General features: G+C 62.8%; 26 protein-coding genes. 15 read left to right on the forward strand and 11 right to left on the reverse strand.

The window, feature by feature from the left end; all coding sequences use genetic code 11:
- Positions 1–12: 12 nt before the first annotated feature.
- Complete coding sequence (locus NCS67_RS11315) at positions 13–1,800, reverse strand: aminopeptidase P family protein (protein ID WP_502801853.1); 1,788 nt, start codon at positions 1,798–1,800, stop codon at positions 13–15.
- Between the two features lie 126 nt (positions 1,801–1,926).
- Positions 1,927–2,199, reverse strand: coding sequence for a hypothetical protein (locus NCS67_RS11320; RefSeq protein WP_034473925.1), 273 nt, complete (start codon positions 2,197–2,199; stop codon positions 1,927–1,929).
- Between the two features lie 408 nt (positions 2,200–2,607).
- Between NCS67_RS11320 and NCS67_RS11325 the strand changes: the two genes are divergently transcribed.
- The 7 genes from NCS67_RS11325 (at position 2,608) to NCS67_RS11355 (ending at position 8,751) form a co-directional block, all read left to right on the forward strand.
- The gene (locus tag NCS67_RS11325; protein ID WP_250435233.1) at positions 2,608–3,387 is read left to right on the forward strand and encodes a glycosyltransferase family 2 protein; all 780 of its coding nucleotides are present in this window, start codon (positions 2,608–2,610) and stop codon (positions 3,385–3,387) included.
- A gap of 188 nt (positions 3,388–3,575) precedes the next feature.
- Complete coding sequence (gene hemA, locus NCS67_RS11330; RefSeq protein ID WP_250435234.1) at positions 3,576–4,871, forward strand: glutamyl-tRNA reductase; 1,296 nt, start codon at positions 3,576–3,578, stop codon at positions 4,869–4,871.
- A gap of 97 nt (positions 4,872–4,968) precedes the next feature.
- On the forward strand, positions 4,969–6,051 hold the full coding sequence (gene prfA, locus NCS67_RS11335) for a peptide chain release factor 1 (RefSeq protein WP_034473922.1): 1,083 nt from the start codon (positions 4,969–4,971) through the stop codon (positions 6,049–6,051).
- Complete coding sequence (prmC, locus tag NCS67_RS11340) at positions 6,048–6,872, forward strand: peptide chain release factor N(5)-glutamine methyltransferase (RefSeq protein WP_250435235.1); 825 nt, start codon at positions 6,048–6,050, stop codon at positions 6,870–6,872. The genes prfA and prmC overlap by 4 nt, the downstream gene beginning before the upstream one ends.
- A 73-nt stretch (positions 6,873–6,945) precedes the next feature.
- A complete protein-coding gene (grxD, locus tag NCS67_RS11345; protein WP_008344391.1) occupies positions 6,946–7,257 on the forward strand; it encodes a Grx4 family monothiol glutaredoxin in 312 nt (103 codons plus the stop codon).
- 11 nt (positions 7,258–7,268) lie between these two features.
- On the forward strand, positions 7,269–7,871 hold the full coding sequence (locus NCS67_RS11350) for a UbiX family flavin prenyltransferase (protein ID WP_250435236.1): 603 nt from the start codon (positions 7,269–7,271) through the stop codon (positions 7,869–7,871).
- A gap of 94 nt (positions 7,872–7,965) precedes the next feature.
- Positions 7,966–8,751 (forward strand): DODA-type extradiol aromatic ring-opening family dioxygenase, encoded by a 786-nt coding sequence (locus NCS67_RS11355; RefSeq protein ID WP_250435237.1) that lies wholly within the window; start codon positions 7,966–7,968, stop codon positions 8,749–8,751.
- Positions 8,752–8,807: 56 nt separating this feature from the next.
- Here the strand turns inward: NCS67_RS11355 and NCS67_RS11360 are convergent, their stop codons facing one another.
- On the reverse strand, positions 8,808–10,358 hold the full coding sequence (locus NCS67_RS11360) for an APC family permease (RefSeq protein ID WP_075583595.1): 1,551 nt from the start codon (positions 10,356–10,358) through the stop codon (positions 8,808–8,810).
- A gap of 491 nt (positions 10,359–10,849) precedes the next feature.
- On the opposite strand from NCS67_RS11360, the gene NCS67_RS11365 reads away from it, so the two are divergent.
- Positions 10,850–11,053, forward strand: coding sequence for a cold-shock protein (locus tag NCS67_RS11365; RefSeq protein WP_007000074.1), 204 nt, complete (start codon positions 10,850–10,852; stop codon positions 11,051–11,053).
- Positions 11,054–11,127: 74 nt separating this feature from the next.
- On the opposite strand, the gene NCS67_RS11370 is transcribed toward NCS67_RS11365, so the two are convergent.
- Positions 11,128–12,378, reverse strand: coding sequence for an Hsp70 family protein (locus NCS67_RS11370; RefSeq protein WP_250435249.1), 1,251 nt, complete (start codon positions 12,376–12,378; stop codon positions 11,128–11,130).
- Between the two features lie 183 nt (positions 12,379–12,561).
- Between NCS67_RS11370 and NCS67_RS11375 the strand changes: the two genes are divergently transcribed.
- On the forward strand, positions 12,562–14,049 hold the full coding sequence (locus NCS67_RS11375; protein ID WP_051078918.1) for an MFS transporter: 1,488 nt from the start codon (positions 12,562–12,564) through the stop codon (positions 14,047–14,049).
- A gap of 6 nt (positions 14,050–14,055) precedes the next feature.
- Here NCS67_RS11375 and NCS67_RS11380 read toward each other — a convergent pair whose 3' ends face one another.
- Complete coding sequence (locus NCS67_RS11380) at positions 14,056–14,652, reverse strand: nitroreductase family protein (protein ID WP_175983102.1); 597 nt, start codon at positions 14,650–14,652, stop codon at positions 14,056–14,058.
- Between the two features lie 104 nt (positions 14,653–14,756).
- Positions 14,757–16,040 (reverse strand): MFS transporter, encoded by a 1,284-nt coding sequence (locus NCS67_RS11385; protein WP_033536108.1) that lies wholly within the window; start codon positions 16,038–16,040, stop codon positions 14,757–14,759.
- 131 nt (positions 16,041–16,171) lie between these two features.
- On the opposite strand from NCS67_RS11385, the gene NCS67_RS11390 reads away from it, so the two are divergent.
- Entirely contained in the window at positions 16,172–16,819 is a 648-nt protein-coding gene (locus tag NCS67_RS11390; RefSeq protein WP_250435238.1) for a TetR/AcrR family transcriptional regulator, read from the forward strand.
- On the forward strand, positions 16,816–17,373 hold the full coding sequence (locus tag NCS67_RS11395) for a DUF1415 domain-containing protein (protein ID WP_250435239.1): 558 nt from the start codon (positions 16,816–16,818) through the stop codon (positions 17,371–17,373). The genes NCS67_RS11390 and NCS67_RS11395 overlap by 4 nt, the downstream gene beginning before the upstream one ends.
- On the opposite strand, the gene NCS67_RS11400 is transcribed toward NCS67_RS11395, so the two are convergent.
- The gene (locus NCS67_RS11400) at positions 17,374–18,249 is read right to left on the reverse strand and encodes a class I SAM-dependent methyltransferase (RefSeq protein ID WP_008344377.1); all 876 of its coding nucleotides are present in this window, start codon (positions 18,247–18,249) and stop codon (positions 17,374–17,376) included. It abuts the gene before it with no gap.
- 376 nt (positions 18,250–18,625) lie between these two features.
- On the opposite strand from NCS67_RS11400, the gene NCS67_RS11405 reads away from it, so the two are divergent.
- Entirely contained in the window at positions 18,626–18,946 is a 321-nt protein-coding gene (locus NCS67_RS11405; RefSeq protein ID WP_008344375.1) for a hypothetical protein, read from the forward strand.
- A 48-nt stretch (positions 18,947–18,994) separates the two neighbouring features.
- Here NCS67_RS11405 and NCS67_RS11410 read toward each other — a convergent pair whose 3' ends face one another.
- Entirely contained in the window at positions 18,995–19,693 is a 699-nt protein-coding gene (locus NCS67_RS11410; RefSeq protein WP_175983099.1) for a FadR/GntR family transcriptional regulator, read from the reverse strand.
- A gap of 224 nt (positions 19,694–19,917) precedes the next feature.
- On the opposite strand from NCS67_RS11410, the gene NCS67_RS11415 reads away from it, so the two are divergent.
- From NCS67_RS11415 to NCS67_RS11425, 3 genes are all read left to right on the forward strand, one after another.
- Entirely contained in the window at positions 19,918–21,042 is a 1,125-nt protein-coding gene (locus tag NCS67_RS11415) for a mannitol dehydrogenase family protein (RefSeq protein WP_250435241.1), read from the forward strand.
- 97 nt (positions 21,043–21,139) lie between these two features.
- On the forward strand, positions 21,140–22,426 hold the full coding sequence (locus tag NCS67_RS11420; protein WP_008344369.1) for an MFS transporter: 1,287 nt from the start codon (positions 21,140–21,142) through the stop codon (positions 22,424–22,426).
- A gap of 16 nt (positions 22,427–22,442) precedes the next feature.
- Positions 22,443–23,984 (forward strand): UxaA family hydrolase, encoded by a 1,542-nt coding sequence (locus tag NCS67_RS11425; RefSeq protein WP_008344367.1) that lies wholly within the window; start codon positions 22,443–22,445, stop codon positions 23,982–23,984.
- A gap of 53 nt (positions 23,985–24,037) precedes the next feature.
- Here the strand turns inward: NCS67_RS11425 and NCS67_RS11430 are convergent, their stop codons facing one another.
- The 3 genes from NCS67_RS11430 to NCS67_RS11440 form a co-directional block, all read right to left on the reverse strand.
- Positions 24,038–24,418 (reverse strand): hypothetical protein, encoded by a 381-nt coding sequence (locus NCS67_RS11430; protein WP_250435242.1) that lies wholly within the window; start codon positions 24,416–24,418, stop codon positions 24,038–24,040.
- Positions 24,419–24,447: 29 nt separating this feature from the next.
- Complete coding sequence (locus NCS67_RS11435; protein WP_250435243.1) at positions 24,448–26,082, reverse strand: NAD(P)/FAD-dependent oxidoreductase; 1,635 nt, start codon at positions 26,080–26,082, stop codon at positions 24,448–24,450.
- On the reverse strand, positions 26,070–26,299 hold a 230-nt coding region (locus NCS67_RS11440; protein ID WP_250435246.1), incomplete at its 5' end, for a hypothetical protein. The genes NCS67_RS11440 and NCS67_RS11435, both read right to left, overlap by 13 nt.

Raw genomic sequence — 26,299 nt, forward strand, 5'->3', positions numbered from 1 at the left:
CTGCTCCGTGGGTCAGATCGCCTTGGTCCGCTCTTCGAGCCATGCCAGCGCCTTGCCCGTCACATGCGGCGACACGCGGCGCCGCACGGTTTCGTGATACGCGTTGAGCCACGCGCGTTCGTCTTCGCGCAGCAACGACACATCGATGCAGCGCGCGTCGATCGGACAAAGCGTCAGCGTTTCAAATTCGAGGAAATCGCCGAATTCGGTCTTGCCCGCCGCCTGGTTCATCACGAGATTCTCGATGCGGATGCCCCACTTGCCCGGCCGATAAATGCCCGGCTCGACCGACGTGATCATGCCCTCTTCCATCGCCGTCCACGGTTCGGCGGGCGCGTAGTGCGAAATTACTTGCGGGCCTTCGTGCACGTTCAGGAAATAGCCGACGCCGTGTCCCGTGCCGTGGCCGTAGTCCGCGCCCGCTTCCCAGATCGGCGCGCGCGCGATCGAATCGAGCATCGGCGAACGGATGCCGCGCGGAAAACGCGCGCGCGAAAGCGCCATCGTACCCTTCAGCACGACGGTGAAATCGCGCTTGTGCTCGGCCGTGATCTCGCCGATCGGCACGACACGCGTGATGTCCGTGGTGCCGCTCAGATATTGGCCGCCCGAATCGATCAGCAGCAGACCGTTGCCTTCGATGACCGCATGCGACGCTTCCGTCGCGCGGTAATGCGGCTTCGCGCCGTTCGCGTTGAAGCCCGCGATCGTGCCGAAGCTCAGCGTGACGAAACCCGGGCGGCGTGCACGCGCGGCAGTCAGCTTCTCGTCGATGGTCAGTTCCGTGATGCGCTCGCGTCCCAGCGCTTCCTCGAACCACGCGAAGAATTCGGCGAGCGCGGCGCCGTCCTGCTCCATCGTCGCGCGGATATGCTCCGCTTCCGCCGCGGTCTTGCGCGACTTCGCGAACGTCGACGGATTCACCGCCTCGACGATTTTCACCGCCGACGGCACTTTCTCCAGCAAGCCGTGCGTGATTCGGCGCGGGTCGATCAGGAGCGTCGCGCCCGCGGGCAGCGACGCGAGCGATTCCGATGCGGCGGCGTACGGCGCGACGCGCACGTTGTCGCGCGACAGCGATTCGACGAGCGCGCCCGGAATCTTGCCGTCCGCGACGAAAATCGTCGCATCGTCGAGACCGATCAGCGCGTGCGCGACGAAAACCGGGTTGTAGCTCACGTCGCCGCCGCGCAGATTGAAGATCCACGCGAGATCGTCGAGTGTGGAAACGAAGTGCCATTGCGCGCCTTTGGCACGCATCGCGTCGCGCACTTGCGCGAGCTTGTCCGCGCGAGCGACGCTCGCATTCGGCGCCGCATGCTCGTAGACGGCCGCCTCCGGCAAGCCGGGGCGCGCGGGCCACACGGCATCGAGCAGATCGACATCGGTGCGTAATACGATGCCGCGCGCACTCAGCGCATCGGACAGTGCACGCGCCGCCGCGACGCCGAGCACGGTGCCGTCGACGGCGACCGTCGCGCCCGATGCGACGTTTTCAGCGAGCCAGTCGACGTGCGGCGCGGTCTGCTGCCCGCCCATCATCTTCATGAGCACGATGCCGGTGCCGGCGAGTTGCGTCTCGGCTTGCGTCCAGTAGCGGCTGTCGACCCAGACGCCCGCGAAGTCCGCCGTCACCACGAGCGTGCCGACCGAGCCGGTGAAGCCCGAAAGCCACTGACGCCCTTGCCAGCGTTCCGGCAGATATTCGGAAAGATGCGGATCCGCCGATGGAATCAGCACGGCGGCGAGCTTTTCGCGCGCCATCTGGCCGCGCAACGACTCGATGCGGCTCGCGAACATGGCGGGTTCCGGAATGGCTGAATCTGCAATGCGATCGTTCATGAAGTCACCTGCTTGAAAGCCCGCGTAGGGCGCGAAGAGCACGACGCGCGGCAAGGATCACCCGCCCGCGTCACAAAATCGAGATCAGCGGCGCGCCGCCAGTCCGACAGTCGTCGTCACGACGAAGAGCGCGAAGACCGCGCACGCGAGCCATTCGAGCGTGTCGCCGTCGTGATATACATCGACGATATTGCCGAGCATGCGCGCAACAACCGTCGCCAGTATGCCAGCGGCGATGGCCGTCCAGACGTAGCCCGCCGGACCGCGCGCGACGCGTCCCGCACGGCGTAGCGGATGCAGCCACCAGCCCGCCGCGCCGATCACCGCACCGAGAAAAATCAGTCCGATCCAGCCCATCAGCGGCGATGCTCCATCGGTGTCGATTCGTTGCAAAGCGGAGCAGATCGGTGGATGTACATGATTTAGGGCAATCCTCGGCGCGACGTAGCGCTTGAGTTTAGGGGCCGGATATGGGGAGCGCAAGGCTCGGAATGCGCGTACCGAAATCGCATCGAAGGGAACCAAAAGCGCGCTTCTTCTTTCTGAGAAGATTATGCGAGTTTTCCGAAACTCCGCCGCTCGGCCGAATGATAAAATCCTTTCATCTTTGCGCTTTATATATATTCTTGCCATTTATAAAGCGAACTTCACATTTATCGCCACTTCGTTAATCGCGTTACTGATTTTCACGCGACGAATTGACGGTTTCAAAGGCGGCATTTTCCTATGACTGAAGCCAATCCAATTTCCCTGCGTGGTCTCGAAATGATCGTCACGTATCGCGGCTCCGGTCAGGAAAGGCGCGATAACCTGCGTGGCGTTCTGCGCCACCTTGTCCGCACCTATTCGGACTTTCACATCTGGCTGATCGAAGCGGACGCCGCGCCCACGTTCAGTTGGACCGAGATCGGCGATTCGCGCATCCGGCACGTATTCGTGCACGATACCGGCCCGTTTCCGAAAGCGAGGCTCGTCAATCTCGGTGCGTTAATGGCAAAAAGCCCGATTATCTGCATGCACGATGCCGATATGATCGCCAATCCACGCATGATGAAATCGGCCGTCGACGCATTAATGGACGGCGATGCCAGCGACGTGCTTTGCCCATTCTCGCGCGTGCTGAATGTTTCAGGCGATCGACGCCAAACGTTTATCGAATCGGGAAACTTCGACGAATTCGCTCCGTTCATGGAAGGCGATTTACCGGACGATATCAATGTGCTCTACGCCAACACGCCGGGCGCAATCAACCTTTTTAAACGCCCGGAATTCATCCGTATCGGCGGCGTGGATCCGCAGTTCACGGGCTGGGGCGGCGAGGACGACGACCTGTTCATCCGCGGCGCGCGGCTCGGTCTGCGTTGGCATGCACTTGCCGGACCGGATTCCTCGCTGTTTCATCTGAATCATGACTCCGCGTCACGCGCCGCGATCTGCGAGGAAGAACATAGCGCGCGAAACCGGCAAATGGCGCGCCGAACCGATGAAATGCCGATCGAGGAACTGGAGGCGCGAGCGCTCGAGCTTGCGAAGTATTTCCGCTGACAGGCGCGGCTTTCTGCCACACGCTGGTTCCGGCAAACCGCTCGACGCCCGGCTGCGCGGGCGTTTTCGGCACTTCGGGCGCGGTCGCGCCCCAAATGCCACCTATAAATGAAGAAATACGCAAAAGGCTATAATATTGGGCTATCTGAAAGGCCATCGGCTTAGGCCCAAAGCATCAGCCCAAAAAAATGCAGCTCCTCACGATCGGAATCAACCACCACACTGCGCCTGTCGCTCTGCGCGAACGCGTGGCGTTTCCGCTCGAACAGCTGAAGCCCGCGCTGGGCGCGCTGAAGGACATTTGGCTTGGCCCGCTCGCGAAGGCGTCGCCCGAAGCGGCGATTCTCTCGACCTGCAATCGCACAGAACTCTACTGCGCCACCGACGACTCCGCCGCCCGCGAAGCTGCGATCCAGTGGCTCTCGAAGTACCACAACATCCCCGTTCCCGAGCTCGCGCCGCATGTCTATGCGCTGCCGCAGTCGGAAGCGGTGCGTCACGCGTTCCGCGTCGCATCGGGGCTGGACTCGATGGTGCTCGGAGAGACGCAAATCGTCGGACAAATGAAGGACGCGGTGCGCACCGCGTCCGAAGCCGGCGCGCTCGGCACGTATCTCAATCAGTTGTTCCAGCGCACGTTCGCAGTCGCGAAGGAAGTTCGCACGACGACCGAAATCGGCGCGCAATCCGTCTCGATGGCCGCCGCCGCCGTGCGCCTCGCGCAGCGCATCTTCGAGAATATCTCCAGCCAGCGCGTGCTGTTCATCGGCGCGGGCGAAATGATCGAGCTCTGCGCCACCCATTTCGCGGCGCAGAATCCGCGTGAGCTGGTCGTCGCCAACCGCACGGCGGAGCGCGGCGAGAAGCTCGCCGGCCGCTTCAACGGCCGCGCGATTCCGCTTTCCGAATTGCCGTCGCGCATGCACGAGTTCGACATCATCGTGTCGTGCACGGCGTCGACGCTGCCGATCATCGGTCTCGGCGCGGTCGAGCGTGCAGTGCGCGCGCGCCGGCATCGCCCGATCTTCATGGTCGATCTCGCCGTGCCGCGCGATATCGAGCCGGAAGTCGGCAATTTGCAGGACGTGTTCCTCTACACCGTCGACGATCTCGGTGCGATCGTGCGCGAGGGCAACGCGTCGCGTCAGGCGGCGGTCGCGCAGGCCGAATCGATCATCGAGACGCGCGTCGCGAATTTCATGCAATGGCTCGATGCGCGCAGCATCGTGCCGGTCATCCGCCACATGCACACGCAGGCGGACGCGCTGCGCCGCGCCGAACTCGAACGCGCGCGCAAGATGCTCGCGCGCGGCGACGACCCCGCCGCCGTGCTCGAAGCGCTCTCGCAATCGCTCACGAACAAGCTGATTCACGGTCCGACGCACGCGCTCAACCGAGCAAGCAGCGAGGAGCGCAACCAGCTCATCGACCTGATGAGCGGCTTCTACCGTCACGGCTCGTCGTCCGATTCGTCGGAACGTTAGCGGCCTTCTCTTTGCTATTCTCAAAGGCTGTCCGCGATTTACGCGGCGGCTTTCCGATCGCAGTTCTTCCTGACGCTCACCGCGTCATCTCCGTCCGATGAAAACGAGCATGCAAGGCAAGCTCGACCAGCTTGCAAAGCGGCTGGTCGATCTCAACGAACTGCTGAGCCGCGAAGACGTGACTTCCGACATGGATCAGTACCGGAAACTCACGCGCGAGCACGCGGAAATCAGTCCGATCGTCGAGCAATACGCTCTGTGGCGACAGGCTTTGACCGACGAAGCGACCGCGCAGGAACTGCTTTCCGATCCGTCGATGCGCGATTTCGCCGAAGAGGAAATCGGCGAGGCGCGCGAGCGCATGACGAAGATCGAAGGCGAACTGCAGACGATGCTTCTGCCGAAAGATCCGAACGACGATCGCAACATCTTCATCGAAATTCGCGCGGGCACGGGCGGCGACGAATCCGCGCTGTTCGCGGGCGATCTGCTGCGCATGTATCTGCGTTATGCGGAACGCAATCGCTGGACGGCCGAGACGATGTCGGAAAGCGTCTCGGATCTCGGCGGCTATAAGGAAGTGATCGTGCGGCTCGCCGGACAGGGCGCGTATTCGCGGCTCAAGTTCGAATCGGGCGGGCATCGCGTGCAGCGGGTTCCGGCGACGGAAACGCAAGGCCGCATTCATACGTCCGCGTGCACGGTCGCGGTGATGCCGGAAGCCGATGAGATCAGCGAAGTCGTCATCAATCCGGCCGATTTGCGCATCGATACGTTCCGCGCGTCAGGCGCGGGCGGGCAGCACATCAACAAGACGGATTCGGCGGTGCGCGTCACGCACTTGCCGACGGGCATCGTCGTCGAATGTCAGGATGACCGCTCGCAGCACAAGAACAAGGATCGCGCGCTGAAGGTGCTGGCCGCGCGCATCAAGGACAAGCAGTATCACGAGCAGCACGCGAAGGAAGCGGCGACGCGCAAGAGTCTGATCGGCTCGGGCGACCGTTCGGAACGCATTCGCACGTACAACTTCCCGCAAGGGCGCATGACGGATCACCGCATCAACCTCACGCTCTACAAGCTCGAGTACATCATGGACGGCGATCTCGACGAACTGATCGGCGCGCTCGTGTCCGAGCATCAGGCCGAGCAGCTCGCGGCGCTCGGGGAAACGGAGTGAGCGACGCCGCCGCGTTATTGCGCGCGTGCGCGCTGCCGCCGCTCGAAGCGCGCATTCTCTTGATGCACGTACTCGGCTGGCGGCGCACGGAACTCATCACGCGCGATCGCGAGACGCTGCCGCAAGACGCGGTCGCGCGTTTCGAGGCGCTCGCGGCGCGGCGCTCGAACGGCGAGCCGATCGCGCAGTTGATCGGCAAGCGCGAATTCTTCGGCCTCGAATTCGACGTGACGCCCGACGTGCTGATCCCGCGGCCGGAAACCGAGTTGCTCGTGGAACTCACGCTCGAAGCCATCGCCGATGCGTCGAACCCGCGCGTGCTCGATCTCGGCACGGGAACCGGCGCGATCGCGATTTCGATCGCCCACGCGCGGCCCGATGCGCGCGTGTGGGCCGTCGACCGGTCGCGCGCCGCGCTCGATGTCGCGCGCGGCAACGCTTCGCGCCTGCTGAAGAGCGGTAACGTGACCTTCGTCGAAAGCGATTGGACCGCGAACATCGATCCGTCGTTGCGGTTCGAGGCGATCGTCAGCAATCCGCCGTATATCGCGAGCGGCGATCCGCATCTCGAACAAGGCGACCTGCGCTTCGAGCCGCGCGGCGCGCTCACCGACGACGCCGACGGTTTGTCCGCGATCCGCACGATCGTCGATAACGCGCCGCGTCTTCTCGCGCACGACGGCGCGCTGTGGATCGAGCACGGCTACGACCAGGCGGAATCGGTGCGCGCGCTGCTCACCGCACGCGGTTTCAGCGACGTGTACTCGATGCGCGATCTCGCGGGCATCGAACGTTGCTCGGGCGGCCGGTTCACGGCCTGACGGCCCGGCTCGTGTAATCGAAATCCGCTATCATTTCGAGAACTCTCACCGAAATCTCAAGCGCAGGAACGCCATGGATACGCAAGAACGCATCAAGCAAATCGTCGATCAGAACGCGGTCGTCCTTTTCATGAAGGGCACGGCGCAATTCCCGATGTGCGGCTTCTCCGGCCGCGCAATTCAAGTGCTCAAGGCATGCGGCGTCGATCAGATCAAGACCGTGAACGTCCTCGAAGACGACGACATCCGCCAGGGCATCAAGGAATTCTCCAACTGGCCGACCATTCCGCAGCTCTACGTGAAGGGCGAGTTCATCGGCGGCTCGGACATCATGATGGAGATGTATCAATCGGGCGAACTGCAACAGCTTTTCGCCGCCGCTTAAGTCTTTAGCAAGTGAGCGCGCCCGCTGCCGCGAAACGACGGCTCATCGTCGCGATCACCGGCGCAACGGGCGCCATCTACGGCGTGCGTCTGCTCGAGACGCTGCGCCGCCTGTCCGGCGTCGAGACGCATCTGCTCGTTTCCAGCGCCGGCTGGCTCAATATCCAGCACGAACTCGAACTCGATAAAGCCGCGGTCCACGCGCTCGCCGATGTCGTCCACAGCGTGCGCGATGTCGGCGCGACCATTGCGTCGGGTTCGTTCGCAACCGACGGCATGGTCGTCGCGCCCTGTTCGATGCGAACGCTCGCGAGCATCGCGCACGGTCTTTCGGACAATCTCATCACTCGCGCCGCCGATGTCGTGCTGAAAGAACGTCGCCGTCTGGTGCTGCTTGTGCGCGAAACGCCGTTCAACCTCGCGCATCTGCGGAATATGACGGCCGTCACCGAAATGGGCGGTGTGATCTTTCCGCCGTTGCCGGCGTTCTATCAGAAGCCGGCCACTATCGACGAAATGGTCGATCACACCGTCGCGCGCGTCATCGATCTGTTCGGCTTTGCCCAACCGGTTGCACCCGCGTGGCGCGGGCTGCGCGGCGAAGCGTCGGATTGACAACGCCGGCGACACAATTCGTTGCCCGCCGGACCGTTTATAAACGGAGTTAGCGGTACTACATTCACGGCATACCGCTTAGGAATTTGCCGCCATGAGCCGACTCCCCACCGTTTTCATTTCCCACGGCGCGCCGACGCTGCCGATCGACCCGTCGATGCCGTCCGCCGAATTCGCATCGCTCGGTCAGACGCTGCCCCGCCCCCGCGCCATTTTGATGCTGTCCGCGCATTGGGGCACGGCGCAGCCGGTCGCTAGCACCGCCGAGCGCCCGGAGACCATCCACGACTTCTACGGCTTCCCGCGCGCGCTCTACGAACTGCGCTATCCGGCGCCCGGCGCGCCCGATCTGGCGAAGCGCGCCGCCGCGCTGCTCGGCGCGCAAGGCATTCCTGCCGCGACGACGAATCACGGGCTCGATCACGGCGCATGGGTGCCGATGCTGCTGATGTTCCCCGACGCCGAGGTGCCGGTCACGCAGCTATCGATTCAGCCGCATCTCGATGCCGCGCACCATTTCCGCATCGGCCGGGCGCTGCGCGAGTTGCGCGATGACGGCGTGATGATCGTCGGTTCCGGGCAAATCACGCACAATCTGCGCATGGCCGATTTCAGCGCTCGCCCTGAAGACGCCGATCCGCGCGTGGCCGAATTCACCGACTGGTTCGAGAGCCGCATGGCCGAACGCGACATCGACGCCCTGCTCGACTATCGCGCACGCGCGCCGCACGCCGCGCTGATGCATCCGACCGACGAGCATCTGCTGCCGGTGTTCAGCGCGCTCGGCGCGGCGGCGGACGATTATCGGCTCGGCATCCAGTCGCTCGGCACATTCCAGCGTGCGCTCGCGATGACCAACTACGTCTTCACCGACGACTGATCGAAAAAAGCCCGCCTGATCGCTCAGGCGGGCTTTGTTCGGCGAAGGCGAAACGCTTACGCGCCGACTTCGTGAAGAATGTCGTCGGTGCTTTCGCGCTCTTCGAGATAGGTCGTGCGATAACCCGTGTGCACGCCCCAGTAATAGAAGATCAGCGCGAGCACGGCGACCGCCGCCATGTCCCAGCCGTACGGCAGCAATCCGTTTCCGCCGAAGTCCTTGCTGCCGATCAGCGACATGACCGCCATCGACGGCAGATAGGCCACGAGCCACCAAGCAGCCTTCAGATCGCGGCCCCAGCCTGCGAAACCGACCTTGCTCTGAAAATAGAAGTACACCGGCAACGCGACGACCATCAGCAGAATGATCTCGCCGGTCAGCGGCCACTTCGCCCAGAACAGCACGAGCGACGCGCACACGAATGCGAACGGCGCGACCAGGCCCATCAGCGGAATATTGACCGGGCGATCCAGATCCGGCGCCGCGCGGCGCAACGCCATCAGGCTGACCGGGCCGGTGAGATACGAGATGACCGTCGCCACCGAGATCACCGCCGCGAGCGTGCCCCAGCCGCGGAAGAAGAACAGGAACACGAACGACACGAACAGGTTGAACCACATCGCCTGACGCGGCACGCCGTAAAACGGATGCACGTTGCCGAACATCTTCGGCATCGTGTTGTTGCGCTCCATCGCGTAGATCATGCGCGTGGTCGTGGCCATATAGGTCGTGCCGGTGCCGCTCGGACTGACGAACGCATCGACGTACAAGAGGATGGCGAGCCAATTCAGGTTGAGCGCGATCGCCAGTTCCGCGAACGGCGATGCAAAGTTGAAGTGCTGCCAGCCCTTCGCCACATCCGCCGGATTCACCGCGCCGATGTACGCGATCTGAAGCAGCACGTAGATCACGAGCGCGATCAGGATCGAACCGACCACGGCGAACGGGATGCTTTTCGCCGGATGGCGCGCCTCGCCCGCGAGGTTCACCGGGCTCTGAAAGCCGTTGAAGCTGAACACGATCCCGCTCGTCGCCACGGCGGTGAGAACCGCGGACCATCCGAACGGCGCGAAATTCGACGCCGTGCCGAAGTTCTCCGAATGGAAGCCCGAGAAGACGAGACCGCCGATCGTCAAACCCGGCACCAGGAACTTGAAGATCGTGATGATCGAGTTCGCGCGCGCGAACAGCTTGACGCCCCAGTAATTCAGGAGGAAGTAAATGACGACCAGCACGGCCGACAACAGCAGGCCAGTAGTCGTGAGCGTATGTCCGACGAACAGCTCGTGCGCCCATTCGTACGGCCAGGTGCTCATGTACTGGATGGACGCTTCCGCTTCGATCGGAATGACGGACACGATCGCGATCCAGTTCGCCCAAGCGCTGATGAATCCGACCAGCGCGCCGTGCGAATAGCGCGCGTAGCGCACCATGCCGCCGGATTCGGGAAAGGTTGCGCCCAGTTCGGCGTAGGTCAGCGCAATCGCCAGGATGACCACCGCACCGATGATCCACGCGCAAATCGCGGCGGGTCCGGCGATCTGCGACGCCTTCCACGCACCGAACAGCCACCCCGACCCGATGATGGATCCGAGGCCCGTCAGCATCAGCGCCAACGGACCGATGTTTCGCTTAATCGACTTCTCTGTCACTTTTCCTCCAAAATCTCGCACTGCCGGAAAGAAACGGCTCGCGGAGCCGCCGTTGCCCGATCTAGCAACGACCATGTCTGGCAGCCGGCGATATCGGTGCAACCGTCAAGAAGGCGCGTAGTTTAACGGTTGCACCTTTCGAATGCAGTGCATATTGGAGAGAAGTTCGCCCCAAAGCGGGGATTCCTTGAGCCAGTCGAGACCGGATGCGCAAGCGCTGTAAAATTTGCTTACGCATCTCAAAAAAATCCCTTCAGAGTTGTCGGATATTAATTGACCGCGAAATCGTTTCGCCGTATAAAGCTTCTTGCAGGATTTCAAGTGGCGAGTGAATTGGTTCTTTCGAGTTCGCCATCACGGTACTCCGGTTGGTCCCATTGCCCCTTCCTTGATTTTCCGCACCCCTGGGCTTCGGCCTTATTCATCATTTTTTTGGAACAAGTAACATGGAAACCGGTACCGTCAAGTGGTTCAATGACGCAAAGGGCTTTGGCTTCATCACTCCGGATGGCGGCGGCGAAGATCTGTTCGCGCACTTCTCGGAAATCCGCATCGAAGGCTTCAAGACGCTTCAGGAAAACCAAAAGGTTTCCTACGAAGTGAAGACCGGCCCGAAGGGCAAGCAAGCCGCGAACATCAAGCCGGTCTAAGACCCGCTAGAATTCGTATGAAAAACCCCGCTTCGGCGGGGTTTTTTGTTTTCTGCGCGGCTGCGTGATCCGCATCAGGCGAAGATGCGTTGCGCGTAGATTCCGAGTCCTTTCGCCACGCTGGCGAGGCGATCGCCGAATACCGGTCTCGCGCCGGGAAACGCCGCCGAAAGCGCGTCCGACAGGAATCGCAGACCCGTCGTGCCACCTGTGAAATAAACCGCGCCCACGTCCGCCGGCGCGACGCCCGCCCGCTTGAGCGTCTCGTGCGCCGCCTCGACGATCCGCCGCGTTTCGTCCGCGCCGGCCGCGATGAGCTGCGTCTCGTCGAACCCGACGCGCAGCGCTTCTTCCACCTCTTCCATGTCGATTTCGGTCGTGCCGCCCGCGGCGACGTCGATCTTCGCTTCCTCGGCGTGCGCGGTCAGCGCGTGCCCGAGCCGGCGATACACGACGCGCATCAGCCGATCGTGATGCCGCACGTCGGTGTAGAGATGGCGCATCAGTTGCAATTCGCTCACGCGCTTCGGCGTATAGACCGTGTTGATCAGATGCCAGGTCGCGAGATCGAAATACACGGGGCTCGGCACTTCGCGCCCTTTCGGATCGAGCGATTGATAGCCGAGTTCGCGCAGCACCGTCGCGAGTTCCACGCGCCGGTCGAAATCCGTGCCGGCGACGTGCACGCCGTGGTGCGCGAGCACATCGCCCTTGCGCTCGAGATGCCGCGCGCGCTCCGGACCGACGCGCACGAGCGAAAAGTCCGACGTGCCGCCGCCGATATCGGCGACCAGGACGAGGCCTTCCTGCGTCAGCCCGGCCTCATAGTCGAAGGCCGCCGCGATCGGCTCGTATTGGAAATGGATCTCGCGCAAGCCGACCGCGTGCGCGCACGCTTCGAGCTGCTTTTGCGCGAGATGGTCGGCGCGCGGATCGTCGTCGACGAAAAATACGGGGCGGCCGAGCACCGCGCGCGTGAGCGGTTCGGCGGCGAGCGCCTGCGCCTTCTGCTTCAAATGCTGCAGAAAGAGTGTGATGACATCGGTGTATTTGATCGCCGAGCCGTCGCCCAGGTCGGTGCTGTTGTCCGCGAGCGGCGAACCGAGAATGCTCTTCATCGAGCGCATCAGGCGGCCGTCGAAGCCGTCGATGGACGCTTCGAGCGCCGCGCGGCCGTAGGACTGGTTATTCTCGTCGGTGTTGAAGAAAACCGCGGTGGGCAGCGTCGTCGCTTCGCCTTCGACGGGCGCCAGCCGGATCGACAATCCGTCGGGCAAAGCCACCGCTGAATTCGATGTGCCGAAATCGATCGCGCAATAAGTCATGGGCATCGGCGGCGTCCTGAAAGACGCCGCATTCAAACATGGACGGCGTTTTTAACACGTTCGCGCGGGCGCATCAACCGCATTTCAGATATTTTTAAACCATTGAGTTTATTCGACAAAAGCGGAATATAACTTGCTCGCCTCGCGGCAATTTGTTTGATTTCGAGAGCACGCTCCGGACGCATGAACGAAACCGCCACGCCACGGGAGACCCGTTTGAGCGATACAGCCAGCGATCGCCCGGCCATCATCGAAACCGATCTGCCCGGGCGGCTCGATCGCCTGCCGTGGGGACGCTTTCACACGCTGATCGTCCTTGCGCTCGGCATCACCTGGCTGCTCGACGGCCTCGAAGTGACGCTCGCCGGCGCGGTCGCGAGCGCGCTGAAATCGAGCCCGGCGCTGCAGTTTTCGAATGCCGATGTCGGTATCGCGGGCAGCGCGTATATCGCGGGCGCGGTGCTCGGCGCGCTCGGGTTCGGCTGGCTCACGGACCGGCTCGGCCGGCGCAAGCTGTTCTTCATCACGCTCTTTCTGTACGTGGCCGCGACCGCCGCGACCGCGTTCTCGTGGAATCTCGCCACGTTCGTACTGTTCCGTTTTCTGACGGGCGCGGGCATCGGCGGGGAATACACGGCAATCAATTCGACGATTCAGGAATTCACGCCCGCCCGCCTGCGCGGCTGGACCGATCTCGCGATCAACGGCACGTTCTGGGTCGGCGCGGGCATCGGCGCGGCGGGCTCGATCGTGCTGCTCGATCCCGCGCTGCTTCCGCCCGATTGGGGCTGGCGGGCGTGCTTTCTGATCGGCGCGGCGCTCGGGCTCACGATTCTCTTCATGCGCATGTGGGTGCCGGAAAGCCCGCGCTGGCTCATCACGCACAATCGCGCGGACGAGGCGAGGCACGTCGTCGAGGAAATCGAGGCGCATTTTCGGCAGCACGGCGTCGAGATTCCCGACACGCCCGTCAAGCCGCTGCGTCTGCACGCGCGTGATGGCACGCCGATCCGCGAAGTCGTCCACACGCTGTTCAAGGCGCATCGCAGCCGCTCGCTCGTCGGATTGGTGCTGATGACCGCGCAGGCGTTCTTCTACAACGCGATTTTCTTCACCTACGCGCTCGTGCTGACCGATTTCTATCATGTGCCGGGCGATCACATCGGCTGGTACGTGCTGCCGTTCGCCGCCGGGAATTTTCTCGGTCCGGTGCTGCTCGGCAGACTTTTCGACGTGCTCGGACGGCGTCGCATGATCGCGTCGACGTATGCGATCTCGGGCGTGCTGCTGACGGTGAGCGGCTGGATGTTCATGCACGGCATGCTCACCGTGACGACGCAAACCATCGCGTGGATGGTGATTTTCTTCTTCGCGTCGGCGGCGGCGAGTTCCGCGTATCTGACCGTGAGCGAGACGTTCCCGCTGGAAATTCGCGCGCTCGCCATCGCCGTGTTCTACGCGTTCGGCACGGCGCTCGGCGGCATTATCGGGCCGACGCTTTTCGGCCAGTTGATCGACACGCACGAGCGCGGCCCTGTGTTCGTCGGCTATCTGATCGGCTCGCTGCTGATGATCGCGGCGGCGGTCGTCGCCGGAATCTGGGGCGTCGCGGCGGAGCGCAAATCGCTCGAAGATGTCGCTCGTCCGCTGTCGGCGGCGGACGAGCACTGACCGCGCTTACTTGAACGCCTTGTCCCACGCGCCTTCGAAGGCCGTTTCAGCCAGCGTCTTGCGTGCGCGCGGCGCCGCTTCGCGCTCGCGCAGCGCGTCGTCGAGCTCGCTCGCGTCGCCGTGATGCCCGATCGCGATCATCGCGATGATCTCGACATCGGCGGGAACCGAGAACGCCTGACGGAAGGCGTCGCGGTCGAAGCCGCCCATCTGATGCGTCGCGAGTCCGAGCGCGTGCGCCTGGAGCACCAGCGCCATCGCGGCCGCGCCGGTGTCATAAGTCGCGGTGCGGTTCGCGTCGCCTTTCGGCGTGAGCGTGGACGCCGTCACGCAGACGAGCAGCGGCACGTTCACGTTCCATTTCTGATTCGACGGCGCGAGCGTATCGAACGCGCGCTTGAACGCGGCTTCGTCGCGATGACGATCGAACGCGATGAAACGCCACGGCTGCAAATTGTTCGACGACGGCGCCCAACGCGCCGCTTCGAGCAGGCGATGCAACGTCGTGCGGTCGATCGGCGCATTGGAAAAGGCGCGCGGGCTCCAGCGGCCGGCGATCAGTTCGTGGATGTCGACATCGGTCGGAGCGGGTTTCGTGCTCATGTTGATCCTCGTTGGCGTGATGAAAGACAAACGGCGCGCATCGGCAAAGATGCGCGCCGTTCAACGCGACAAGGATAAACAAGCTCGCGCGCGCGTGCAGATCGTCAGGTCGCGGCGACGCCCATCGTCCGGCCCGCGCGATTGATGCGCAGCACCGTCACGGCGGCGACGAGGCACAGGCCGCCGGAGATCATCGTGGCGACGGTATAGCTGCCGAGGCTCGAACGCAGCATGCCGCCGCCGAGCGCCGCGAACGCCGCGCCGAGCTGATGGCCCGCGACGACCCAGCCGAACACGATCGGCGCCGATTCCTTGCCGTAGACATCGGTGGCGAGGCGCACGGTCGGCGGCACGGTGGCGATCCAGTCGAGCCCGTAGAACACGGCGAAGAGCGGCAGGCCGAAGAAATCGATGCCGAACGCATACGGCAGATAGATCAGCGACAGTCCGCGAAGGCCGTAGTACCAGAACAGCAGCACGCGCGAGTTGAAGCGGTCGGAAAGCCAGCCGGAGAGCGTCGTGCCGAACAGATCGAAAATGCCCATCGCGGCGAGCAGCGTCGCGCCCTGCACTTGCGTCATGCCGTAGTCGGAGCACATCGCGATCAGATGCGTGCCGACGTAACCGTTCGTGCTCGCGCCGCAGACGAAGAAGCTGAAGAACAGCAGCCAGAAATCGCGCGTCTTGCTAGCCATCGCGAGCGTGCCGAACGCGACCTTGATCGGATTTTTCGGCGGCGGGAGCGCGCCGGGCGGCAAGTCGGCGGTCTCGCCGACCGGACGCAGCGAGAGATCGGCCGGGCGCTCGGGCAGCAGCCACGCGACGAGCGGCAACACGATCGCCGCCGCCGCCGCGACGACGAACACCACCGGACGCCAGCCGTAATGCTCGGAGATCGAAGCGAGGAACGGCAGGAACACGAGCTGGCCGGTCGCGGAACTCGCGGTGAGAATGCCCATCGCGAGGCCGCGATGCGTCGTGAACCAGCGATTCACGATCGTCGCGGACAGCGTGAGCGCGGCCACGCCCGTCGCGCTGCCGACCATCACGCCCCAGACGAGTACCATTTGCCACGGCTCGGTCATCATCGACGAAATGCCGACGCCGGCGGCAAGCGTCGCAATTGCGGCCAGCACGGTCGGGCGCACGCCGAAACGCTGCATCGCGGCCGCGGCGAACGGGCCCGCGAGACCGTAGAGCGCGAGATTGATCGAGATCGCCAGCGAAATCGTGCCGCGCGACCAGCCGAACTGCTTTTCGAGCGGCAACATCATGACGCTCGGCGTTGCGCGCGTGCCAGCCGCCGCGAGCAACACCAGGAACACGACGCCCACCGCGACCCAGCCGTAATGCATACGGCCGTTCAGCCGTCTCGCTACCCAATTCATCGCTGCTCCGTCAGGTTGATTTTTATCTCAAGCAAGAACCTTCGTTACCGTTCTGTCACATCAGAGTTGCGAGCTTAGTTACCGATCGGTAACATGTCAAGCATGCAGCAGAAATCATCGAGGATCCGATCTTGACCCGAGTAACGTCCGATCAGCCGAAAACCGCCGCCCGTCGTAACGCGCGCACGGACGCGGCGACCGCGCAGGAGCAATTGCTCGACGCGGCGCAGGAGCTTTTCTATCGCGACGGCATCCGCGCGATCGGCGTCGATGCCGTCGTCGAGCGGGCGGGCGTCAATAAAATGAGCCTGTATCGGCAATTCGCGTCGAAAGACGAACTCGTCGTCGCGTATCTGGAGCGCATGGATGAAAGATTCCGGCGGCGCTTCGAGGCGAGCGTCGCGAAACATCCCGGCGAGCCGGCGAAACAGCTCGTCCAGGCGCTCGAAGAACTGGTGAAGCGCGCGTCGTCGCCCGATTACCGCGGCTGCCCGTTCGTGAACATCGCGTGCGAATTCGGCGATCCGGCGCATCCCGCGCGCCAATCGGTCGAACGCAACAAAAGTTACCTGATGACCCGTCTCGTCGAAATTTCGACGGCCGCCGGAGCGGATAATCCCGTCGAGCTGGCGGAATCGCTCGCGTTGCTCGTCGACGGCATCTACGCGACGAGCCAGACCTACGGCCCCGGTTCGGGCCCGCTGCTCGCCGCGCCGCGCATCGCGCGCACGCTGATCGCGGCGGCCTGCGCCGGGCATCGCAAACAGGAAGATTCATGAATGACAGCAGCAACCGCGACGAAGTGATCGCGGCGACCCGACACTGGCTCACCCGCGCGGTGATCGGACTCAACCTGTGCCCGTTCGCGAAGAGCGTGCATGTCAAAGAGCAGATTCGCTATGTGGTGAGCGAGGCGCGCGGCGTGGACGACCTCGTCGTGGAACTGACCGATGAACTTCGCCTCTTGCGCGACACCGCCGCGGAAGTAATCGACACGACGCTTTTCATCACGCCGCACGCGTTCGCCGATTTCGCCGACTATAACGACGCGCTCTTCTTCGCCGAGCGCCTCGTCGATCAATTGGGACTCGCGGGCGAATTGCAGATCGCGAGTTTTCATCCGGACTATCGGTTCGAAGGCACCGGGCCCGACGATATCGACAACTACACGAATCGCGCGCCGTACCCGACGTTCCATCTGATCCGCGAAGCGAGCATCGATCGCGCGGTGGCTGCATTTCCCGATGCGGCCGACATCTACGAACGCAATATCGAAACGCTGCGCCGTCTCGGGCACGACGGCTTCGCAGCGTGGATGAAAGAGAAGTCCTGATCAGTGCGCGGGCGCGAAAAAGCGCTCGCGCAACTCGTCCAGCCCGAGCGTTTCCAGCACGTCAGACAGCCTTTGCGCAGGCCGGCCGCGCGGCAAGTCCTTGAATTGCGCAACGATGAGCTCGTTCTTCATCGAATGTTCCCAGCCGACGAGTTCCGTTACGCTCACCTGATAACCGTGCGATTCGAGCTGCAGGCAGCGCAGCACGTTCGTGATCTGGCTCCCGAATTCGCGCGTGTGCAGCGGATGCCGCCACATTTCCGTCAGCACGTTCTTCGAAAGCGAGTGGCCCTTGTTCTTGCGCAGCACCGAAGCCACTTCCGCCTGACAGCACGGCACCACGACGATGTATTTCGCTTTCTTTTGCAGAGCGAACTGGATGGCGTCGTCGGTGGCGGTGTTGCACGCGTGAAGCGCGGTGACGATATCGATCGAATCAGGTAGACGATCTGAATCAATTGATTCGGCCACCGACAGATTCAAAAATGACATCCCCGTAAACCCGAGTCGGCCAGCCAATTCTTCCGATTTTTTTACGAGCTCTTCGCGCGTCTCGATTCCAAAGATGTGTGACCGATCGCGCAGAGTCTTGAAGAAGAGATCGTAGAGAATAAACCCAAGATAGGATTTTCCTGCACCGTGATCGACAAGTGATACGGCCCCTTGGCGCTCGTGAACTTCGGCGAGAAGCGGTTCGATGAACTGATAGAGGTGATAGACCTGCTTCAGTTTGCGGCGGCTGTCCTGATTCATCTTGCCGTCGCGCGTGAGGATATGGAGTTCCTTCAGCAGTTCGATCGACTGGCCTGGACGAATCTCGTGTTTGGTGGATGGGTCGGGTGTGCCCGGAGCCGACGCGGAGGACTTCCTGGTCATCTTGAAGGTGTGTTGAATAAAAAAAGCGGAGCAGTTCGCGCCGAATGTGCGCTAACCGCTGGTTCTGCCGTCTCAAAAGGGGAAGTTTACCCAAAAGCGCGAAGACGCTCTTGTTCCAGCCACGGCTGATCGGCCAATGCGTGGCAGCAAACGCATGGAACGGATTGTGCATCGTCGGACAATGAGGCCATTGGAAAAGACGACACAGCGTGGCCTCGCGGCTGCGTACCGATGCAGCAAGCAGGAGCAACAAGCCAGTAACAAGCCGTGCCTCGACACGTCGAACGTCGTCACCCGCGCCCACCTTGTTACGTAACACCTAACGCACAGCGCGGCGAATGCGACTCGCCGGCGCCATGAACATGAGAGGACGGCGATGGATGCGATCCCGGACAAGAAAGCAGAGAAACAATTTCAGGAGATGCTCGCGGCACTGACCGCGATGCCCGCGTGGAGCGAAAAGCAGCAACTCGAACTCGAAATGGCACGAGAGATTTCCGTGGAGATGTTGCGCCTCGCCGAATCGATGCGCGACGGCTCCACCGATATCGAAACGTGCCTGACCATGCTGAAGTACGCCAAGGTGATGGATTTCGTCCTGACGACGCTCGCGTCACGCCGCGAGATTGCGCCGCAAACGTTGCGCGTGATCTTCAAGCTGGCGGGTCTGAAGGTCGATGAAGCCTATCCGGGCTGACGCGATCGCGCGTCTGAAACCGGTGCGCGTTCCGAGCGCGCGCCGGCGTCAGCTTTTGCGTTTGGTCATGAGGCGCGCCGCGGACTGACGCATGTGCCGCTGCATCGCGGCTTGCGCCTGTATGGCGTCGCGCGCTTCCAGTGCTTCCAGAATCTCGCGATGCTCGCCAAGCGCGGCCGCCCACGTTTCCTCTCCTTCGAAGTGCCCACGCAGTGTCGATGACAGCGGACTATGCCGCTCGTCATACAGGCTGCCGACCGTTCGCACGAGCACGTCGTTGCCGGTCATCTGCGCGATCGCGATGTGAAACGCGCGATCGGCCGCCATCGGCACCTGGCCGTTCGCGACTTCGCGCGCCATCGTCTCGTACACGGCGCGCAACGCCTTGATCTCTTTCGGTTTCGCGAACGGCGCGACGCTCGCCGCGATCGCGCCCTCGATTACGCCGCGCGCGTTCATGATCTCGATCGGGCTTTCGCCCAGTTCCGCTTCGCTCGTCGCCGGCTTCGCCGACGGCGCCGCGACGATGTACACGCCCGAGCCCATGCGAATTTCGACGCGCCCTTCCAGTTCCAGCGCGACAAGCGCCTCGCGCACCGATGGCCGCGACACGCCGAGCGTCTGCGCCAGTTCGCGCTCGGACGGCAAGCGGCCGTTCGGCGCGAAATCCTGCTGTTCGATCAGCCCGCGCAGCTTGTCGGCGATCTGTAGATAGAGGCGACGCGTTTCGGCTGGTTTGACGCTCACGAGCTGGCTCCTGCTTTTCGTCTCGGGGAAAACGTGGATTGTAATCAGTGGAAGGGTTGACGCGCCGTGGGGCGGGCGTTTGCCGTCCGCAGACTGCTTACAAGTGGCTTGACCAATTCTATTTCAAGACACTAGTATGCAATCCGGTAAGGCCAGGTGGGCCAATTTTTTTACGGCGATCTGGAACCGTTCCCAGACCAAATTCCTCCCTAGCGCGCGCGACGATGAGCAATCCGATTCTTCAATTCGGCACCAGCCGCTTTTTGCAGGCACACGTCGATTTTTTCGTGACCGTTGCAGCGCGCCGCGATCCGGCGAAAGCGCTCGGCAAGATCACCGTCGTCCAGACGACGTCGAGCGCCGACAGCCGCGCGCGTGTCGAGGCCTTGCGCTCGGCCGGGCGTTATCCGGTGCGCATCCGTGGCCGTCAGCGCGATGAAACCATCGATATGACGGTCGAATGCGATGCCATCACCGAAGCGCTGCACGCGAACGAAGACTGGCCCTTGCTGATCGAGCGCGTGAAGCGCGACGTGAAAGTGATCGTCTCGAACACCGCCGACGCAGGGTACGCGCTTTTCGATGAAGACACCGCCGATCTGCTCGACGGCCAGCGCACGCCGCGCGGCTTCGCGGCAAAGCTCGCGGTGCTGCTGCACGCGCGGCATCGCGCCGGCGGCGCGCCGATCACGCTTCTGCCCTGCGAACTCGTTTCGCGCAACGGCGATACGCTGCGCGATCTGGTCATCGGCGTGGCGCGCGGCTGGAACGTCGACGACGCGTTCATCGCTTATCTGACGAACGACTGCGTGTGGGTGAATTCGCTCGTGGACCGCATCGTGTCGGAGCCGATACAACCTGTCGGCGCGATCGCGGAGCCGTACGCGCTGTGGGCGATCGAGCGTCAGGACGGCATGGTATTGCCGTGCGAGCACGAGGACATCGTCGTCACCGACGATCTCGCGCACTACGAACGTTTCAAGCTTCTGATGCTGAATCTCGGCCACACGATGCTCGCGCAGATCTGGCGCACGCGCGACCGCTCGCCGGACATGACCGTACTCGACGCGATGCGCGATCCGGCCTATCGCGAGCCGCTCGAAGCGACGTGGCGCGACGAAGTGCTTCCCGTATTCGCGGCGCTCGGCAAGGGCGACGTTGCGGCCGACTACCTCGCGAGCGTGCGCGACCGCTTCGAGAACCCGTTTCTCGTCCATCGGCTCGCTGACATCGCGCGCAATCACGACGAGAAGAAAGTTCGACGCTTTCAGCCCGTCATCGATCTGGCGCGCGAACTGAAGCTCGACATCGAACAAACGCGTCTTCGCGACGCACTCGAAACCGCCTGACGACCGGCCCGACCGATTTTCAATCACGGCTCACCGCGCCGGCATCGCGGATCGAGCTGGAACACATTGAAGTGCCGCCCCATTGAGGAGACAAACGATGCGCAAAATGCGTTGGGTAGTGATATTTCTGGCCTTTCTGGCAATCGCGATCAATTACATCGATCGTGCAAACCTTGCGGTCGCCGCGCCGCAAATCGAAAAAGCGCTCAATATCGGCCCGGCCGAAATGGGCTTCATCCTGAGCGGCTTCTTCTGGAGCTACGCGCTCATGCAGATGCCGTTCGGCTGGTTCGTCGATCGCGTCGGCGCACGCATCGCATTGCCGCTCGCGGTGGGCTGGTGGTCGGTGTTCACGGCGTTGACCGCGGTTGCGACGAGCGTCGTCGGCATGTTCGGCTGCCGCCTGATGCTGGGCGTCGGCGAAGCGGGCGCGTATCCGTCGTGCGCGAAGCTCGTGTCGCAATGGTTCACAAAATCGCAGCGCGCATTCGCGACCAGCATCTTCGATTCGGGCTCGCGCGTGGGTTCGGCACTGTCCATTCCGGTCGTCGCGTTCATCATCAGCTCGTTCGGCTGGGAAGCGTCGTTCGTCATTACCGGCGTGATCGGCTTCGTGTGGATTCTCGGCTGGTTCCTGATCTACCGTAACAAGTCGAAGGGCGATCTCACCGGCGAGACCGATGTCGCGCCGGTGCCGGTTGCGCCGAAGAACAAGGTGTCGTGGGCGTCGCTGTTCAAGTACCGCACGCTGTGGGGCATGATGCTCGGCTTCTTCTGCCTGAACTTCGTGATCTACTTCTTCATCACCTGGTTCCCGAGCTATCTCGTGCAGGCGCACGGCTTCTCGCTGAAATCGCTCGGCACGCTCGGCACGATTCCCGCGCTGATGTCGATTCCCGGCGGCTGGCTCGGCGGCTTCATCTCCGATTCGCTCTTCAAGCGCGGCTGGAGCCTGACCGCCGCACGCAAGACCTGCATGGTCGGCGGCATGCTGATGTCGTCCGTCATCACGCTGTGCGCGTTCGTCGAAAACATTTATCTGATGCTCGCGTTCTTCGGCATCGCTTACGCGAGTCTCGCGTTCGCCGCTGCATCGATCTGGTCGCTCCCGAGCGACGTCGCGCCGACGCCGGATCACGTCGCGTCGATCGGCGGCATCCAGAATTTCGCGTCGAATCTGGCGGGCATCGTCATCACCACGTTCACCGGCGTGATGCTCGCGATCACCAAGGGCTCGTTCGTGATTCCGCTGTGCGTCGCGGGCGGCTTCTGCTTCCTCGGCGCGTTCAGCTATCTTTTCATTGTCGGCAAGATCGAACCGCTCAATCGCGCCGAAGAAGAGCAAGCCCGGCGCGACGACGGTCGCGCACCTTCCACGGTCTGAGTCTGAGAACAAAACCATGTCCACCACATCCACCGACCATGCGGTCATCCGGCTGCATCCCAACGACGACGTCGTGATCGCGACGCGTCAGTTGCTCTCCGGCGCGCGGATCGCGTCGGAGGATCTCGTCGTCGCCGGGCTGATTCCGCCGGGCCACAAGATCGCGACGCGCGATATCGCGGCGGGCGCGCCCGTGAAGCGCTACAACCAGATCATCGGCGTGGCGAAGGAAGCGATCGCGCGCGGGCAGCACGTCCACACGCACAATCTGTCGATGGCCGATTTCGCGCGCGAGCACGAGTTCGGCGTCGATCTGCATCCGACGCCGTTCGTCGACAAGCCCGCGACTTTCATGGGCATCCGCCGCGAGGACGGCCGCGTCGCCACGCGCAATTTCGTCGGCGTGCTGACGAGCGTGAACTGCTCGGCGACGGTCGCCCGCGCGATCGCCGATCATTTCCGGCGCGACGTGCATCCGGAAGCGCTCGCGGATTACCCGAACGTCGACGGCGTGATCGCGCTGACGCACGGTCTCGGATGCGGCATCGACATGCAGGGCGAAGGGCTCGGCATCTTGCGGCGCACGCTTGCGGGTTACGCGGTGCATCCGAATTTTCATTCGGTGCTGTTCGTGGGTCTGGGATGCGAGACCAATCAGATTTCCGGTGTGCTCGAATCGAGCGGGCTGAAGGACGGTTCGCATCTGAAGAGCTTCACGATTCAGGATAGCGGCGGCACGCGCAAGACGATCGAACGCGGCATCGCGCTGGTGAAGGAAATGCTCGCCGATGCCAATCGCGTGCAGCGCGAGCCGCTGCCGGCGTCGCACCTGATCGTCGGTTTGCAGTGCGGCGGGTCGGATGGCTATTCGGGCATTTCGGCGAATCCCGCGTTGGGCGCGGCGGTCGACAAGCTCGTCGCGCATGGCGGCACGGCGATTCTTTCCGAAACGCCGGAAGTGTATGGCGCGGAGCATCTGCTGACGCGCCGCGCGGTGAGCCGCGAGGTCGGAGAGAAACTGCTCACGCGTATCAAGTGGTGGGAAGAATACTGCGCGCGCAATGGCGCGGCGATGGACAACAATCCGTCGGCAGGCAACAAGGTCGGCGGATTGACGACGATCCTCGAGAAATCGCTCGGCGCGGTCGCGAAAGGCGGGACAACGAATCTCGTCGAAGTGTACGAGTACGCTCAGCGCATCGACGCGAAAGGCTTCGTGTTCATGGATTCGCCCGGCTACGATCCGATGTCGGCGACGGGCCAGGTTGCATCGGGCGCAAATCTGATCTGCTTCACGACGGGACGCGGTTCGGCTTATGGATGCGCGCCGTCGCCGTCGCTCAAACTGGCGACGAACACCGCGCTGTGGGAACGCCAGGAAGAGGACATGGATATCAATTGCGGCGGCGTGATCGACGGCTCCGCGACCATCGAACAACTCGGCGACGAAATCTTCCAGATGATGCTCGACTGTGCGTCAGGCGTGGCGTCGAAGAGCGAACTCCACGGGTATGGGCAGAGTGAGTTCGTGCCTTGGCAGGTGGGTGTGGTGACTTGAGGCTTCTATTTTGGTGAAAAAAACGCGCCGTGTTCCGGCGCGTTTTTCTTTGATCAGGCCGGTCCGAGGTCGATTTGGATTGGCTCGTCGGAACAGTCGAACACTGTGCCGTGAAGCCGCACTTCGCACCATTCGCGAAAGAGTTTGAGCGATCGCCTCTGCGGCCACAATGCGTCGTCCGTGTGCCAGTCGTCGAGCATCTGGTCGAAAATCGTCTGCCAGTTTCGGTTGATCCATTTCTCGGCGGACTCAATAACATCGTCGCCTCCGCATGGAATCAGGAACGTGTTTGGGTCGTCGCGCGCCTCGTCGAAAAGAACGGGACGCTGCGGGTCTGGTGCCGGATCGGCGCGGTTGATCCAATCGACGAACGGCTGCTTCGGCAAGACGACAGCAACCGCTCGATTGGTGATGAGAAGCGCATCGGATGGCATGTTCGCGACCTCGTTGGGAGCGCGGACGATCAGACCGTCTCGGCGTGTTGCGCCATCATCTGCAACGCGACGGCTTCCGCCACTTCGATGCCGTCGATCGCAGCCGAATAGATGCCCCCAGCGTAGCCCGCGCCCTCTCCCGCCGGATAAAGCCCCTCCACATTGACGCTCTGATAGTCGTCCTTGCGACGCACGCGGATCGGCGACGACGTGCGCGTCTCGACACCGGTCAACACTGCGTCGTGCATCGCGAATCCCTTGATCTTCTTGTCGAGCTCGGGCAACGCTTCGCGAATCGCTTCGATCACGTAATCGGGCAGCGCGGTGCTCAGATCGGTCGGCTTTACGCCCGGCTTGTAGGACGGCGCCACGGAACCGAGCGAAGTGGATGCGCGCCCCGCGATGAAATCGCCGACGAGTTGCCCCGGCGCGGAGTAGTCGCCGCCGCCGAGTTCGAACGCGCGCTCTTCCCACTTGCGCTGAAACGCGATGCCGGCCAGCGGGCCGCCCGGGTAGTCATCCGGCGTAATGCCGACGACGATGCCCGCGTTCGCGTTACGCTCGGCGCGCGAATACTGGCTCATGCCGTTCGTCACGACGCGGCCCGGCTCGGACGTCGCCGCGACGACCGTGCCGCCCGGGCACATGCAGAAGCTATAGACCGCGCGTCCATTGCTGCAGTGATGGACCACTTTGTAGTCGGCGGCGCCGAGCTTTTCGTGGCCGGCGAATTTGCCGAAGCGGCTTCTGTCGATCACGCCTTGCGGATGCTCGATCCGGAAGCCGAGCGAGAACGGCTTGGCCTCCATGTAGACGCCGCGTTCGTGCAGCATCTCGAACGTATCGCGTGCGCTGTGACCGACGGCGAGCACGACGTGATCGCAGCGCAGCGTTTCGCCCGTCGAAAGCTTGAGCCCTCGCACCTTGCCGTTATCGATGTCGATGTCTTCAACGCGGTGCTGAAATCGCACTTCCCCGCCAAGCTGATGGATTTGCGCGCGCATCTTCTCGACCATGCTCACCAGCCGGAAGGTACCGATGTGCGGCCGGCTCAAATACAGAATGTCTTCCGGCGCGCCAGCTTTGACGAACTCGTCGAGCACCTTGCGGCCGTAATGTTTGGGATCTTTGATCTGGCTGTAGAGCTTGCCGTCCGAGAACGTGCCTGCGCCGCCTTCGCCGAACTGCACGTTCGATTCCGGATTGAGCTCGTTGCGACGCCAGAGGCCCCACGTGTCTTTCGTCCGCTCGCGCACCGCTTTGCCGCGTTCGAGAATGATCGGCCGAAAGCCCATCTGCGCGAGGATCAAGCCGGCGAAAAGCCCGCACGGTCCCATGCCGATGACGACGGGACGCAGCATCGTCGATTGCGCCGGCGCTTTTGCGACGAAACGATACGCCATGTCGGGCGTCACGCCGCAGTGCGGATGCGGATGCGCTTCCAGTCGCTTCAACACCGACGCTTCGTCTCGCAACTCGACATCGATGATGTAGGTGAGCTTGATATCGGCGCGCTTGCGGGCATCGTGTGCGCGGCGAAATACGTGAAAGCTCACGAGTTCGTTCGCGCCAACGCCGATTTCCGCGAGACGCGCGAGAACCGCAGTTTCGATAGCCGATTCGGGATGATCGAGCGAGAGCTTGAGTTCGCTTAGACGTAGCATGGGGAAATCGACGGCGCTGCCGTACTTTTTGAAAAGCTGTAGAGAGATTCTAGCGCTTGCGCAACGCGCACTTCGCGGATTCGCAGATACCGCGCTTCAAACGCAAAAACCCCACCTTTTGGGGTGGGGTTTTTGTTTGGAGCATGAGGAGCCTGACGATTACCTACTTTCACACGGGTATCCGCACTATCATCGGCGTGGAGTCGTTTCACGGTCC

Source organism: Caballeronia sp. ATUFL_F2_KS9A (assembly GCF_023630765.1).
Taxonomy (GTDB): Bacteria; Pseudomonadota; Gammaproteobacteria; order Burkholderiales; family Burkholderiaceae; genus Caballeronia; species Caballeronia zhejiangensis.

Coding starts and splice junctions, on each gene's coding strand:
- NCS67_RS11430 (WP_250435242.1), bottom strand. CDS start 24,418: ATGCCATCCGATGCGCTTCTCATCACCAATCGAGCGGTTGCTGTCGTC.
- NCS67_RS11355 (WP_250435237.1), top strand. CDS start 7,966: ATGAGCCGACTCCCCACCGTTTTCATTTCCCACGGCGCGCCGACGCTG.
- NCS67_RS11315 (WP_502801853.1), bottom strand. CDS start 1,800: ATGTTCGCGAGCCGCATCGAGTCGTTGCGCGGCCAGATGGCGCGCGAA.
- NCS67_RS11380 (WP_175983102.1), bottom strand. CDS start 14,652: ATGAGCACGAAACCCGCTCCGACCGATGTCGACATCCACGAACTGATC.
- NCS67_RS11320 (WP_034473925.1), bottom strand. CDS start 2,199: ATGGGCTGGATCGGACTGATTTTTCTCGGTGCGGTGATCGGCGCGGCG.
- NCS67_RS11395 (WP_250435239.1), top strand. CDS start 16,816: ATGAATGACAGCAGCAACCGCGACGAAGTGATCGCGGCGACCCGACAC.
- NCS67_RS11425 (WP_008344367.1), top strand. CDS start 22,443: ATGTCCACCACATCCACCGACCATGCGGTCATCCGGCTGCATCCCAAC.
- NCS67_RS11415 (WP_250435241.1), top strand. CDS start 19,918: ATGAGCAATCCGATTCTTCAATTCGGCACCAGCCGCTTTTTGCAGGCA.
- NCS67_RS11325 (WP_250435233.1), top strand. CDS start 2,608: ATGATCGTCACGTATCGCGGCTCCGGTCAGGAAAGGCGCGATAACCTG.
- NCS67_RS11405 (WP_008344375.1), top strand. CDS start 18,626: ATGGATGCGATCCCGGACAAGAAAGCAGAGAAACAATTTCAGGAGATG.
- NCS67_RS11375 (WP_051078918.1), top strand. CDS start 12,562: ATGAACGAAACCGCCACGCCACGGGAGACCCGTTTGAGCGATACAGCC.
- NCS67_RS11435 (WP_250435243.1), bottom strand. CDS start 26,082: ATGCTACGTCTAAGCGAACTCAAGCTCTCGCTCGATCATCCCGAATCG.
- NCS67_RS11400 (WP_008344377.1), bottom strand. CDS start 18,249: ATGACCAGGAAGTCCTCCGCGTCGGCTCCGGGCACACCCGACCCATCC.
- prfA (WP_034473922.1), top strand. CDS start 4,969: ATGAAAACGAGCATGCAAGGCAAGCTCGACCAGCTTGCAAAGCGGCTG.
- grxD (WP_008344391.1), top strand. CDS start 6,946: ATGGATACGCAAGAACGCATCAAGCAAATCGTCGATCAGAACGCGGTC.
- NCS67_RS11385 (WP_033536108.1), bottom strand. CDS start 16,040: ATGAATTGGGTAGCGAGACGGCTGAACGGCCGTATGCATTACGGCTGG.
- NCS67_RS11360 (WP_075583595.1), bottom strand. CDS start 10,358: ATGCTGACGGGCCTCGGATCCATCATCGGGTCGGGGTGGCTGTTCGGT.
- NCS67_RS11365 (WP_007000074.1), top strand. CDS start 10,850: ATGGAAACCGGTACCGTCAAGTGGTTCAATGACGCAAAGGGCTTTGGC.
- NCS67_RS11370 (WP_250435249.1), bottom strand. CDS start 12,378: ATGACTTATTGCGCGATCGATTTCGGCACATCGAATTCAGCGGTGGCT.
- hemA (WP_250435234.1), top strand. CDS start 3,576: ATGCAGCTCCTCACGATCGGAATCAACCACCACACTGCGCCTGTCGCT.
- NCS67_RS11420 (WP_008344369.1), top strand. CDS start 21,140: ATGCGCAAAATGCGTTGGGTAGTGATATTTCTGGCCTTTCTGGCAATC.